This window comes from Dyella thiooxydans (assembly GCF_001641285.1).
In the GTDB taxonomy this organism is placed as follows: domain Bacteria; phylum Pseudomonadota; class Gammaproteobacteria; order Xanthomonadales; family Rhodanobacteraceae; genus Dyella_A; species Dyella_A thiooxydans.
The window spans coordinates 1,103,621-1,115,706 of record NZ_CP014841.1; the positions used below are offsets into that span (position 1 = coordinate 1,103,621).

The 12,086-nt window shown below is 68.4% G+C and carries 13 protein-coding genes; 7 read left to right on the top strand and 6 right to left on the bottom strand.

All coding sequences use genetic code 11. The features are described 5' to 3' along the window. Positions 1-4 precede the first annotated feature (4 nt). On the top strand, positions 5-682 hold the full coding sequence (gene modB, locus ATSB10_RS05100; RefSeq protein ID WP_063671020.1) for a molybdate ABC transporter permease subunit: 678 nt from the start codon (positions 5-7) through the stop codon (positions 680-682). Beyond that, entirely contained in the window at positions 682-1,362 is a 681-nt protein-coding gene (locus ATSB10_RS05105; RefSeq protein WP_063671022.1) for a sulfate/molybdate ABC transporter ATP-binding protein, read from the top strand. The genes modB and ATSB10_RS05105 overlap by 1 nt, the downstream gene beginning before the upstream one ends. Positions 1,363-1,367: 5 nt before the next feature. Here ATSB10_RS05105 and ATSB10_RS05110 read toward each other — a convergent pair whose 3' ends face one another. The 4 genes from ATSB10_RS05110 to ATSB10_RS05125 form a co-directional block, all read right to left on the bottom strand. Continuing rightward, positions 1,368-2,162 (bottom strand): TOBE domain-containing protein, encoded by a 795-nt coding sequence (locus tag ATSB10_RS05110; protein WP_063671024.1) that lies wholly within the window; start codon positions 2,160-2,162, stop codon positions 1,368-1,370. Positions 2,163-2,234: 72 nt separating this feature from the next. Continuing rightward, a complete protein-coding gene (locus tag ATSB10_RS05115; protein WP_063674340.1) occupies positions 2,235-3,200 on the bottom strand; it encodes an Lnb N-terminal periplasmic domain-containing protein in 966 nt (321 codons plus the stop codon). A 144-nt stretch (positions 3,201-3,344) separates the two neighbouring features. Continuing rightward, positions 3,345-5,531, bottom strand: a complete 2,187-nt coding sequence (locus ATSB10_RS05120; protein ID WP_063671026.1) for a putative bifunctional diguanylate cyclase/phosphodiesterase — start codon at positions 5,529-5,531, stop codon at positions 3,345-3,347. A gap of 103 nt (positions 5,532-5,634) precedes the next feature. Next, a complete protein-coding gene (locus ATSB10_RS05125; RefSeq protein WP_063671028.1) occupies positions 5,635-7,476 on the bottom strand; it encodes a chloride channel protein in 1,842 nt (613 codons plus the stop codon). 135 nt (positions 7,477-7,611) lie between these two features. On the opposite strand from ATSB10_RS05125, the gene ATSB10_RS05130 reads away from it, so the two are divergent. The 5 genes from ATSB10_RS05130 (at position 7,612) to ATSB10_RS19875 (ending at position 10,849) form a co-directional block, all read left to right on the top strand. Further along, positions 7,612-8,724 (top strand): sensor histidine kinase, encoded by a 1,113-nt coding sequence (locus tag ATSB10_RS05130; protein ID WP_063671030.1) that lies wholly within the window; start codon positions 7,612-7,614, stop codon positions 8,722-8,724. Continuing rightward, complete coding sequence (locus ATSB10_RS05135; protein ID WP_063674341.1) at positions 8,721-9,482, top strand: LytR/AlgR family response regulator transcription factor; 762 nt, start codon at positions 8,721-8,723, stop codon at positions 9,480-9,482. Before ATSB10_RS05130 ends, ATSB10_RS05135 begins: the two co-directional genes overlap by 4 nt. A gap of 207 nt (positions 9,483-9,689) precedes the next feature. Continuing rightward, positions 9,690-10,046, top strand: coding sequence for an ArsR/SmtB family transcription factor (locus ATSB10_RS05140; RefSeq protein ID WP_063671032.1), 357 nt, complete (start codon positions 9,690-9,692; stop codon positions 10,044-10,046). Positions 10,047-10,125: 79 nt separating this feature from the next. Further along, on the top strand, positions 10,126-10,641 hold the full coding sequence (locus ATSB10_RS05145; protein WP_063671034.1) for an SRPBCC domain-containing protein: 516 nt from the start codon (positions 10,126-10,128) through the stop codon (positions 10,639-10,641). Between the two features lie 4 nt (positions 10,642-10,645). Further along, positions 10,646-10,849, top strand: a complete 204-nt coding sequence (locus ATSB10_RS19875; protein ID WP_083966082.1) for an integrase core domain-containing protein — start codon at positions 10,646-10,648, stop codon at positions 10,847-10,849. 31 nt (positions 10,850-10,880) lie between these two features. Here the strand turns inward: ATSB10_RS19875 and ATSB10_RS05150 are convergent, their stop codons facing one another. Next, the gene (locus ATSB10_RS05150) at positions 10,881-11,486 is read right to left on the bottom strand and encodes a hypothetical protein (protein WP_063671036.1); all 606 of its coding nucleotides are present in this window, start codon (positions 11,484-11,486) and stop codon (positions 10,881-10,883) included. A gap of 77 nt (positions 11,487-11,563) precedes the next feature. After that, on the bottom strand, positions 11,564-11,944 hold the full coding sequence (locus ATSB10_RS05155; protein ID WP_169816701.1) for an MAPEG family protein: 381 nt from the start codon (positions 11,942-11,944) through the stop codon (positions 11,564-11,566). Positions 11,945-12,086 lie beyond the last annotated feature (142 nt).

Sequence of the window (12,086 nt, forward strand, 5' to 3'; positions counted from 1 at the left end):
CGCCGTGCGGCCGGAGATCTGGCAGCCGCTGCTGCTGTCGCTGAAGGTCGCGCTGTGGGCGACCGGGATCAATCTCGTGCTCGGTGTCGCGGTGGCCTACGGATTGTCGCGCTGGCGCTCGCGGCTCAACGCCACCGTCGACGCCCTGCTGACCCTGCCGCTGGTGCTGCCACCGACCGTGCTGGGCTACTACCTGCTGGTGCTGCTGGGGCGACGCGGCCTGATCGGCGGCTGGCTCGACGACCTCGGCCTCAACCCCGTGTTCACCTGGCAGGGCGCGGTGATCGCCGCCACGCTGGCCGCCTTCCCGCTGGTGCAGAAGGCGGCGCGGGCCGCGTTCGAGGGCGTGGACGTGCAACTGGAGGACGCGGCGAAAGTGCTGGGCCTGAAGCCGCTGGCGATATTCGTGCGGGTGTCGCTGCCGCTGGCGATGCGCGGCATCGTGGCCGGCGCGCTGCTCGCCTTTGCCCGCGCGCTGGGCGAGTTCGGCGCCACGCTGATGATCGCCGGCAACCTGCCCGGCCGCACCCAGACGCTGTCGGTGGCGATCTATTCGGCGATCGAGGCCGGCGACGACGCTGGCGCCAACCTGCTGGTGCTGGTCGCCTCGCTCACCTGCGTGACGGCGCTGCTGCTCGCCAGCCGGCTGACCCGCGAGCGCACTCCGCGGGGGGCCGCCTGATGCGCCTGGACATCGCCATCCAGCGCCGGCTGGACGATCCGCAGCGCCCGTTCGCGCTCGACGTGGCGTTCCGTTCGGACGCCGGCCGGCTGGTGCTGTTCGGCCCGTCCGGCGCCGGCAAGAGCCTCACCCTGCGCGCCATCGCCGGCCTGCTGCGACCGGATCGCGGTCACGTCACCGTGGCCGGCCGCACCCTGTTCGACGATTTCCGCGGGGTCGACGTGCCGGCACGGGATCGCCAGGTCGGCTTCGTGTTCCAGGACTACGCGCTGTTCCCCCATCTGACGGTGGCGCAGAACGTGGCGTTCGGTCTGCGCGTGGGCCTGCGCCAGCCGTCGCCGCGGCGCGTACCCGAAGCCGCGCGCCGCTGGCTGGAAGCGTTCGAGATCGACGGCCTCGCCGCGCGCTATCCCTCGCAGCTCTCCGGCGGCCAGCGCCAGCGTGTCGCACTGGCGCGCGCCCTGGCGCCGGAGCCGCGGCTGCTGTTGCTCGACGAGCCGTTTGCCGCACTGGACACCGCCCTGCGCGGCCGCCTGCGCGACAGCCTCGTCGCGCTGCAGGAACGGCTGGGGTTGCAGATGCTGATGATCACCCACGACCCGGCCGACGTCGAAGCGGTGGCGCAGCAGGTGCTGGAGATCCGCGACGGGCGCATCCATCCCGGCCCGCGACCGGACTGACGGACTCAGCCGGTGGTACCCAGCAGCACGCTGGATGCATCGATCACCGCGCACACGGGCCGTCCCTCGGCCAGCTGCAGCGCATCGATCCGCTCCCCCGGTGTCACCGCGACCAGCACACCACCACCGTCCAGTTCGAGCCGCACCTCGGCATCCGCCGCATCGCGATGGATTGCCACGACGGTGCCGTCCAGCCGGTTGCCGTCGGCGGCGTCGTCATCGACCGGGACCAGGATGACCGCCGAGGCCTTGATCAGGGCGATCGCCTCGACGCCCACGGCCAGCGCCAGTTCCTCCGTGCTCGCGCGGGTGATGGTCACCCGCAGCGCCTGCCCGCCGGGCAGCCGCAGCTCGATCAGGTCATTGACCTCGCCGGGTGCGAGGGCGACGACGGTGCCGGCCAGCTGGTTGCGGGCGCTGGTGCGCAGGGCGAAGCGGCGCATGAGCCGGAGGTCGCGCGACGAGGCTTCGTCCAATGCGCCGAGCCGGGCCACGTAGCGCGCATGCTCGGCGGCCACGGCACGGAAGGCATCGACCAGTCGTTGCCCACGCGCCGTGAGCGTGGTGCCGCCGCCGCGGCGACCGCCAGCGGCCCGCACCACCAGCGGCTCATCAGCGAGGTTGTTCATCGCATCGATGGCGTCCCAGGCGCCCTTGTAGCTCATGCCCACCAAACGGGCGGCCGCACTGATGCTGCCGGTCTCGCCGATCGCCGCCAGCAGCTCGATGCGCTCCGGTCCGCCGAGCGGGCGATCGCCCGCGTGCAGCGAGAGCGCGCCTTTGAATTCGAGCCTGGTCATGCGTCCTCGTGTCGCCCGGCAATGCCCGATGCAGTCTAGCGGCAAGCCAGGCGTGCGCGTGGCTCGGCAAGGTCAGCCGGGAGCACGGATCGCGCGCGAGAAATCCTCGCCCGGGCCGACCCGGTGGGCCTTGTCGGTGATGCGGGCACGGGCGCGCTGCGCGGCTTCCGGTTCGCGGGTGTCGATGGCATCGTGGTCGCGCAGGTAACCCTGCAGGTGCCCGGTGAGCAGCAGGCGGATGTCCATCGGCAGGCCGGGGTTGATCTGCCGCGCCATGCGGTACACCAGCGTGGTGCAGTTGGACGTCACGGTGTTGTAGAACGCCGGCCGTTCGGCCAGCCGGTTGGCGGCCTCGACGTAGGCGAGGAACAACTTGCGCATGGTCGGCCGCTCCAGCGTCATCGGATACAGGTAGTCGTCCTCGCCGCGCACGTTGGTGCGCACGCGCACGATGTCGTTTTCCTCGGCCGCCACCAGCACCGTCTCGAACTGCTTGAAGAAGCCGCCGATGCTGGAGAACGCCTCGCCGCGCTTCTTGCGGATCTCCACCGAGAACACCACGTGGCGGCCGTCGTCGAAGCCGAACGAGATCATCGCGTGGGCGATCGCCCGACTGCCCCAGTACGACAGGATCGCGTCGGCCGACACCAGGTGGTCCAGGTCGTAGGTCTGCGTCTCCCAGCGCACGTCGTAGTCGTCGTCGCGGCGCCAGGTGAAGTCGCGCACGTTGGTGAGGGTGACCCGGTTGCCGTGCACTTCGCCGCGCATCAGCCGGGCGACGTCGTCGGCCCAGACGCGATCGTTGGAGGGACGGATCGAGCTCCACCAGGCCAGCAGCAGCGCGAAGCCCACCACGTACGCCGCCAACGGCCAGCCACTGCGCCGGACCACCGCCAGCGCGAACAGGCCGAGCACCAGCACCGACCACAGCGCGCTGCCCAGTCCCCGGACGATCCCGCCGCCCGGCAGGCGGTACCACAGTGCCAGCGTTCCCCAGGCACCACTGGCCAGCAACAGCAGCCCGGTGAGCACCGTCATCGTGACGTGCACGGCGCGGCGCAAGCGGGACGAACCTGCGGACGGCATCGGCGGCGACGATTCGATCATGCAGGCAGTCTAGTGCCTGGCCGCTCGCGCCCGCGCAGACGATCGCCCCCGCGGGAAACCCGGCGGACGGACGGCTCAGGCGTCCTGAAACGGCATATCCGTCGTTGACGGAACCGGGCACACCGGATGCTCGCGGTACCACTGCAGGAACGCGTCGGCGGGCATGGGATCGGCATAAAGGTAGCCCTGCACCACGTTGCAACCCAGCTCGTCGAGGCATTCCACCTGCTCGGCGCGTTCCACGCCCCCGGCGATCACGCGCATGTCCAGGCTATGCGCCATGCCGATCACCGCGGCGACGATGGCTCGCGAGCCGCTGTCTTCCGGCAGGCCGGCCAGGAAGCTCGGCGCCAGCTTGATCGCCTCCACCGGCAGACGGCGCAGGTAGGCCAGCGAGGAGTAACCCGTGCCGAAGTCGTCGATGGACAGACCCACGCCCAGCCGGCGCAGCGACTGCAGCAGCGACGCGGTGGCCGCGCCGTGCTCCATCAATCCGCTCTCGGCGATCTCCAGCTCGAGCAGTTCCGGCGACAGGCCCGTATCGGCCAGCACACGCACCAGGAACAGCGGCAGTTGCGCATCGACGGCCTGGCGCGGCGAGAGATTCACCGCGATGCGGAACGACGGCAGGCCGTCGACCTTCCACTGGGCCAGTTGCCGTACCGCATGCTCCAGCACCCACTCGCCGATGGGTTCGATCAGTCCGGTTTCCTCCGCATACGGAATGAAATGCTCGGGCATCGCATCCGGACCGCCATCGGGCCAGCGCAGCAGCGCCTCGACGGCGACCAGGCGACCGGTGCGCAGGTCGATCTGCGGCTGGTAGTGGAGCTCGAAGGCCCCGTCCTGGATCGCGCGGCGCAGCTTCACGCCCAGTTGCAGCCAGCTGCTGGCCTGGTCGGTGAGCGAGCGGTTGTAGAAGCGGCAGTCGCCCGCCCCGGACTGCTTGGCCCGGTCCAATGCGGTATCGGCATTCCTGAGCAGGGTGGCGCCGTCGCGCCCATCCACCGGGCACAGGCTCACGCCGATGCTGGCGCCGACCACCACCTCGCCGCCGTCCAGCCGATACGGTTCGGACAAGGCGCGCTGGATGCGCCCGGCGGTGGCCGACACGCTCATCGCGGTGACGTTGCTGGCCAGCAGCACCACGAACTCGTCACCGCCAAGGTGGGCGATGAGGTCGTGCTCGGGCACGGCGTCGCCGAGGCGCTTCGCGGCCGCCTGCAGCAGGAGATCGCCGGCGGCGTGGCCCAGGCTTTCGTTGACGCGCTTGAAGTTGTCCAGGTCCACCGCCAGCAGCGCCAGCGGCGAGGCGTTCGCCTGGCTGGTGAGCTGGTCGAGGCGGAACTGCAGCATGCGGCGGTTCGGCAGGCCGGTCAGCGCGTCGTGGTGGGTCAGGTGCTCGAGGTCGCGGGTGCGCCGCTCCACCGCCCGCCGCAGCGACAGGCCCCACAGCAGCAGCGCCACGCCGAGACCGATCGCCACCAGCAGCGCATAGCCGAACGTGCGCATGTACGGCGCAAAGTCCAGCGGCCGCCCCATCCACTTGCGTTTGAGCGCCTCGCGTTCGGCTGGGGTGATCATCGCCATGCCGCGCTCGACCAGCGCCAGCGTCTGCGTGTCGCCCTTGCGTACGCCGCGGCGGAACTCGTCAGTGTAGAAGTCGAACGCCTTCACGAAGCGGGTGTCGCCCTGCAGCCGGTACAGGTAGTAGTTCGCCGGCATCTCGTCCATGCAGAAGATGCGGATGTCCAGCCGCTGCGCCGCGCCGATGATGTCGGCGTAGCCCGGGTACTCGTGCAACGAATCCACCCCGGCCCGGTGCAGGCGGTCCACGCAGGCGTCGCCGCGCTCCACGCCCACGTTGAAGCCCGACAGCGCCTCCGGGCTGTCGATGCCGGTGATGCCCGCATCCACGTAGACGCCCACGTGCACGGTGGCGAACGGCTCGGTGAAGTCGTACAGCGCCTCGCGTTCCGGCGTGCGGAAGATCATGTCGATCACGTCGGCCTGGCCGGACCGCAGGCGCTGCTGGGCATCGGCCCAGTCGGTGGCCACCAGATCCACGTGCACGCCGGTCTTCTGCTCCCACAGCTTCCACTCGTCCACGACGTAGCCGCGCGGCTTGCCGTCGGGGCCGAGGAACAGGTAGGGCGGATAGTTGTTGTCGCCGACGACGCGCAGCACCTTGCCCGCCGCCGTCAGGGGCAGCAGCAGAAGCATCGACACGATCAGGCAGTACCAGGCCGGCTTTGCAGTCACCACGATTCCTTCGTCGGAGATTGCTCCGGGCCCTCCTCCACGCCGGGCCGCCAGGGCACAGAGCATCCTCCAGTTGCCCGCGCACAGGCAACTGGGACAACTGTCAGTTTGCCGGGCGCAGATGTTTGCGTCGTTCGCGTGCCTCGCGCAGCCGCTGGCCATGCGCCTGGAGCAGGTCGCCGCGGGTGAGGATGCCGACCATCCGCGTGGCGTCCCCGGCGGCCAGCACGAGCAGCCGGCCCACCTCGGCGGTCACCATGTGGTCGGCCGCCTCGCGCAGGCTGTGGTCCTCGTGCACGGCCAGCGGCGGACGCGTGACCAGGCTGCCCACGCGGGCGGCGTTCGGCACCGTGGCATCGAACAGGTTGCGCCGGGTCAGCACGCCGATCGCCCGCCCCTGCGCGTCGACCACGGGAAAACCCTGGTGGCGCGACACGTCCTCGCCGCGGGCCAGCCAGGCGCGCAGCTCGGCCATGGTCTGCTCGGCGCGCAGCGTCACCACCTCGCGCGTGCACGCCTCACCCACCGCGATGCGGTCCAGCGGGTCGGCGCTGTAGTCCGACGGCACACGCACGCCGCGGCGCACGATCTTCTCGGTCATGATGGTGTTGCGCATCATCAGCCCGGACACCAGGTAGGCCGCGGCGCACGCACCGAGCAGCGGCAGCAGGCCGTGCGGCTGCAGCGTGGTCTCGAAGGCGAACACCACCGAGGTGAGGAAGGCGCGCGAGGCGCCGGCGAAGATCGCCGCCATGCATACCAGCGCGGCCATCCGCGGATCCACCTGCAGCGCCGGCATCGTCTGGGCGATCACCAGCCCCAGAGCGCCGCCCAACGTGCTGCCGATGGTGAACAGCGGCGCCAGCGTGCCGCCGGAGGTGCCGCTGCCCAGCGCGATCGACCACGAGGCCAGCTTGGCCACGCACAGCACCAGCAGGGCCGACACGCCGAGCGTGCCGCCGATCGCGGTGGTGATGTTGGCGTAGCCCACGCCCAGCGTCAGCGGCTGCACGTAGCCGATCAGCCCCACCGCCAGGCCGCCCAGCGCCGGCCACCACATCCAGTGGATCGGCAGCTTTTCGAAGGCGTCCTCGATGCCGTAGCAGAGTTTGGTGATGCCTACGCCGACCACGCCGATCAGCGCACCCAGCAGCACGTAGACCGCCAGCGCAGCGGGCGCGGCCGCGGCCACCTCGGGCATTGGGAACATCGGTTCGCTCCCCTCCAGCACGAAGCGCACGCCGGTGCCGACGAACGCCGCCAGCGCCACCGGAATCAGCGAGCGGGCACGGCGCTCGAACAGCAGCAGTTCGATCGACAGCAGCACCGCCGATACCGGTGCGGCGAACACCGCCGCCATGCCGGCGGCGGCACCGGCGGCGAGCAACGTCTTGCGTTCGTCGGCGGTGACGTGGGCGAGCTGGCCGAGCAGCGAGCCGAGTGCACCGCCGGTGGCGATGATCGGGCCCTCGGCGCCGAAAGGTCCGCCGGTGCCGATCGCCACCGCCGAGGACACCGGCTTCAACCAGGTCATCCGTGGCGGGATGCGGCTCTCGTTGAGCAGGATCTGCTCCATCGCCTCGGGAATGCCGTGGCCACGGATCGCCCGCGAACCCCAGCGCGCCATCACGCCCACGATCAGCCCGCCGACCACCGGCACCGCGATCACCCACGCGCCGAGGTGATGCCCCGCCGGGCTGACCAGCGAGGTGCCCCATTGGCCATAGAACGCCAGGTGGGTGATCGCACCGATCAACGCGGTGAGCGCGCGGGCCACGCCGGCCACCACCGCACCGAGCGCCATCGCGGCCAGCGCGATGCCGACGACGCGACGGTCGAGCGGGCGGAAGCGGCGCGGCAGGTGCACCTCGGCCAGCGTCGGGTCCAGCGAAGGCGCGAGCGGAATCGCCGCACGCGAGTGCGGCGCGGAAGCAGGGTCGGTCATGGGAGTTCGCGAAGCAGCGAGGAGGCGGCGCAAGGCTACGCGGATCGAAGCGTCGTAGCTGGCTGGAAAATGAATGGGGTGGCGGCCGGTGCGACAGCACGCTATCAATAGCCGCTGCCCAGCCGCCGAACCTCCATGCCCACCACGCCCTCCGAACGTCCCCTGCGCCCGTTCCTGCTGCGCCGACCGCGCTGGCTGCTGGCCTATTTCGCCGGCTGGACCTTCATCGGCCTGTGGCTGGGCACCAACGTGTGGATCAGCCAGCGCGACAACCCCAATGCGGTGGCCTGGCACTACTACACGTGGGAGCTGAGCAGCGCGCTGGTGATCGGCGCGCTGGCGCTGGCGGTCGCCTCGTTCGAGTCGCGCTGGCGCATCACCGGTCCCGGCGCCTGGCGGCGCCTGCCGATCCACCTGCCGGCGGCGGTGGTGTTCTCGGTGGTGCACGTCGCCATCATCGTGGTGATCCGCAAGGCGGTGTACGCGGCAATGGGCTCGTCGTACGAGTTCGGCGAGGTGTGGATCGGGCTGGTCTACGAGTTCCAGAAAGACCTGATGACCTACCTCAGCCTGGTCGTCGCCTGTGCGCTGATCCGCACCATCCGCGAGCGCCGCCAGCAGCAACTGGACGAGCTGGAGCTGCGCCGCGCGCTCAGCGAAGCGCGACTGGCGCACCTGTCCGCGCAGATCGAGCCGCACTTCGTATTCAACACGCTCAACGCCATCTCCAACCGCATCTACGAGGACGTGCCGGCCGCCGACCGCATGATCGTGGCGCTGTCCGACCTGCTGCGCGCCGCAATGACCGCCGATGGCTCGGAGTTCGTGCGCATCGCCGACGAGGTGCACTGGCTGCGCGCCTACACCGCACTGATGGCCGAACGGCAACCCGGCCTGCTGCAGGTGGATATCGCCGTGGACGAAGGGCTGGATGCCATGCGGCTGCCGCGCCTGCTGCTGCAGCCGCTGGTGGAGAACGCCTTCCGCCACGGCCTGCGCAACGGCCGCGGCCGGCTCGCCGTCACCCTGCGCCGCGACGACGGGCAACTGCACTGCCGGGTGGAGGACGACGGCGTCGGCTTCGCCGCCGATGCCCAACCCGGCGTGGGCCTGGCCAACGTGCGCGAACGCCTCGCCCTGCTCTACCCCGATCGCCACCACTGGCAGATCGGCCCCGCTGCGCAAGGCGGCACCGCGGTGGACATCACCCTGCCGCTGGAACCGTGGACGGCGGAGCCGGCCGCATGACGCTGCGCCTGGCCATCGTGGAAGACGAAGCCCCGGCCCGCGCCCGGCTGCGCCGTCTGCTGGCCGAACACGCGGACCTCGAAGTCGTACTGGAAGCCGACACCCTGCCCGCCGCCCTGGCCAGCCTGCCCGGCGCCAACGCCGACGCGCTGTTCCTCGACATCGCACTAGGCGAGTCCACCGGCTTCGACCTGCTCGACCAGTTGCCACCGCCGTGGCCACTGCTGGTGTTCGCCACCGCCTACCACGAGCATGCGCTGCGCGCGTTCGAGGTCGCCGCGGTGGACTACCTGCTCAAACCCTTCGACGCCCCGCGCCTCGCCGCCACGCTGGACCGCCTGCGCGCCCGCCTCGCCGACACCGATCCGCTCCCCGCCGAGGAAGACCTGCGCCGCCTGCAGGCCGCCATGCCCACCCCCGCCTTCAATCCGCCGCCGCTGGTCATCACCGAACGCGGCCAGCGCGTGGTCGTGCCGCTGGACGAAGTGACCCATCTGGTCGGCAGCGGCAACTACGTGGAACTGCACACCCCGCAACGCAGCTACCTGATGCGCGCCACACTCACCCAACTGGCAAGCCGGCTGCACCCCGCGCAGTTCCTGCGCGTGCACCGCAGCTACCTGGTCCGCGCCGACCAGATCGCCGCGCTGACGCCGCGGGGGCATGGGGATGCGGAGCTCACCCTGCGGGATGGGACCACGGTGATGGTGAGTCGGCGGTATCGGGAGGCGTTGCCGGAGGGGTTGCGGGGGCGGTAAAGCTGCGCGCCAGCCCGGCCCATGCCACAACTCCCCCTCACCGTCATTCCCGCGAACGCGGGAATCCATCTTGCTCTTCGCTAAGGGTTGGCTTGATTAGCCGCGTCCCCCTTTAATTCCTATTCCCCAACCTGCCCCCGGTCGGTTGGTCTTGACCAGCCTGTCTCACCGCCGTACATTACCTTTAGGTTATGTATCTGGATAGTTATGCAAAGCTCGGAACGCCTCAACCTGACCTTTGCCGCCCTGGCCGACCCTACCCGCCGCGCGATCCTTGCCCGGCTGGCCACGGGAGAGGCCACCGTGACGGAACTCGCCGTGCCGTTCGAGATGAGCCAACCCGCTATTTCCAAACACCTGAAAGTGCTTGAACGCGCCGGCCTCATCTCGATGGACATCGATGCGCAACGACGTCCACGCAGATTGGAACCGGAAGGATTGAAGGAGGCCGCGGACTGGATCGAACGTTACCGCGAGATCTTCGAGCAGAACTACCAGCGTCTCGATGCGTTGCTCGGGGAACTCCAGGCCAAACCGTCCCGGCGCAAACAGAAAAACAAATAGCGCTGACTTGTCAGCGCACTGTTCGCTCATGCGTCCTCAGGGCCGCGCGCCATCACGAAGGATCACCAAGGAGAGAACCATGCCCAAGCCCGCAGAAGTGACATTTCCCAGTGATCGCGAAGTCCGTGTCACACGTACATTCAATGCGCCTCGCCAGATGGTGTGGGATGCACATACCCGCCCCGAGCTCGTGCGCAAATGGCAAGGCTATGAAGGCTGGGACATGCCCGTGTGCGACATGGATGTCCGCGTCGGCGGCACATACAAGTGGCAGTGGAAAAACCGCGAAGACGGCAACGCGTTTGGCTTCCTGGGTACGTTCACCGAAGTCGATGACGGCTCCAGGCTTGTCCACGAACAATATTTCGACCCGGGCGACATGGACTTCACCATGCCAACGGGCGATCCCTGCATCGTGTCACTTGAACTCACGGAGGAGAACGGCATCACGACGCTGATCTGCAACCTGACGTTCGCCTCGAAGCAAGCACGTGAAGAAGCAGTCTCCACCGGCATGACCGACGGCATGGAGCACAGCTACACCCGCCTCGACGATATGTTCCAAGGACGGGGCACGTTCAGTTCCACTGACTAGATAAGTGAGCCGGGAGATTCCAGCGCCTGCTGAACGAACCCGGTTTTGGACTGGGTGTACGCCGCGCAAACCGGGCGAGCCGCATCAGAACGCCTATGTCGAGCGCTTCAACCGCAACTTTCGCGAGGAAATCCTGGCGCATAAGGGGACGTGGCTAATTGATCCGAGCATACGACCGCCTCATAAGGCAAATTCCGCATTTAATTAGCCACGTCCCCTTTGATTGCTGTCAGGTGGGTTCAGTGCATTTCCCGCTGCGGGTACTTCCATCCGGCCAGCGAAAGAAACTGCTCGCCGATGGCGCGGACCGGACCGGACTCGGGGGTCCAGCGGGTGACCACGCGATAGCGGTCAGTAACGCCTTCGATGATCCATTCGGAGCCATCCTCGCCGACGGCCGAACCACGTCGCGCAATAGACCAGAAGCCATGGTCGCGGATGAATGCCTCAAACCTGGCGCAGGCCTCGGGAGCGATCTCTTCGACCTTCTGCCGATACACCCTGCCCGGTGCAGAGCCGCCCGCACCATCGAGTTCCGTCGCGTGGAGCGTGCATTGCGCCTGGCCAATGACCACCCTGATAGCGACCGGATGATTGAAAGTCCGGAGCCAGGTGAATCGATATGTGCGCGTGCCCGCTACCGGCTTCAGCGCAGGCTCGGACATGACCTCGAGTTGCCCGGAGTACCAGCTGTTCCTGAAACCATCGGACCCGGTCGAGGCGGGATCGAGCGCCCCTTCCGGGAAATAGCGCTTCTGGCCGGCAACCACGACCGCGCAGAGTGACACCATCAGCAGGAGGATGGTGATCGAGAGCGTAGCGGTATGTTTGAGCATGTCGATCACCGAAGAAGCAGTCTGAATGTGTTCCCGCCGAGTTTTCGCATGGTAAGTCGACCCTGCCCCATGCCTCCCGACGCGACCTAGATCATCGGCAAGGCCATCATCAAAAGACCAGCCATGCTGACCAGCCAGACCAGCGATCGCAGCCAGGGGATGCCGCTGACGTAGGCGGGCACGTAGACGACGCGGGCGACAAGAAAGACCAGGGCGCCCCGAGCCTCGGCCTCCTGGCTGGTGCCACTCGTGAGGGCCAGCAGTGCCAGGGAGATGAAGATCGGCAAGGCCTCCAGAAGATTGTTCTTCGCCCGATCCAGCCGGGCCGCGATCACCGAGGGTTCGGGCTGAACGTCGCGGTTGCCAACGATGCCCTTGAGATCAAACCTGAAGCGCGAGGTCTCTTGCAGGAAGATCTGCGCGACGTATAGAGCGAGCACGAGCAGGATGATCGTTGTCAGGTGCACTCGATAGCCTCCGGTAACTTCGCTCAATAGCAAAAAGTGTCAGAGCGCAGTTTCACCACCATCGCTCATCAAAAAGTCTACTCTGACCCTGCTTTTATCCCCGGGTTAAGCCTAGCCGCGAGGCGGCGACGGCTTCGAAGGA

Excerpts from the sequence above, each read along its gene's own strand:
- ATSB10_RS05105 (WP_063671022.1), top strand. The coding sequence starts at position 682 with ATGCGCCTGGACATCGCCATCCAGCGCCGGCTGGACGATCCGCAGCGC.
- ATSB10_RS05110 (WP_063671024.1), bottom strand. The coding sequence starts at position 2,162 with ATGACCAGGCTCGAATTCAAAGGCGCGCTCTCGCTGCACGCGGGCGAT.
- ATSB10_RS05115 (WP_063674340.1), bottom strand. The coding sequence starts at position 3,200 with ATGACGGTGCTCACCGGGCTGCTGTTGCTGGCCAGTGGTGCCTGGGGA.
- ATSB10_RS05125 (WP_063671028.1), bottom strand. The coding sequence starts at position 7,476 with ATGACCGACCCTGCTTCCGCGCCGCACTCGCGTGCGGCGATTCCGCTC.
- ATSB10_RS05130 (WP_063671030.1), top strand. The coding sequence starts at position 7,612 with ATGCCCACCACGCCCTCCGAACGTCCCCTGCGCCCGTTCCTGCTGCGC.
- ATSB10_RS05135 (WP_063674341.1), top strand. The coding sequence starts at position 8,721 with ATGACGCTGCGCCTGGCCATCGTGGAAGACGAAGCCCCGGCCCGCGCC.
- ATSB10_RS05140 (WP_063671032.1), top strand. The coding sequence starts at position 9,690 with ATGCAAAGCTCGGAACGCCTCAACCTGACCTTTGCCGCCCTGGCCGAC.
- ATSB10_RS05145 (WP_063671034.1), top strand. The coding sequence starts at position 10,126 with ATGCCCAAGCCCGCAGAAGTGACATTTCCCAGTGATCGCGAAGTCCGT.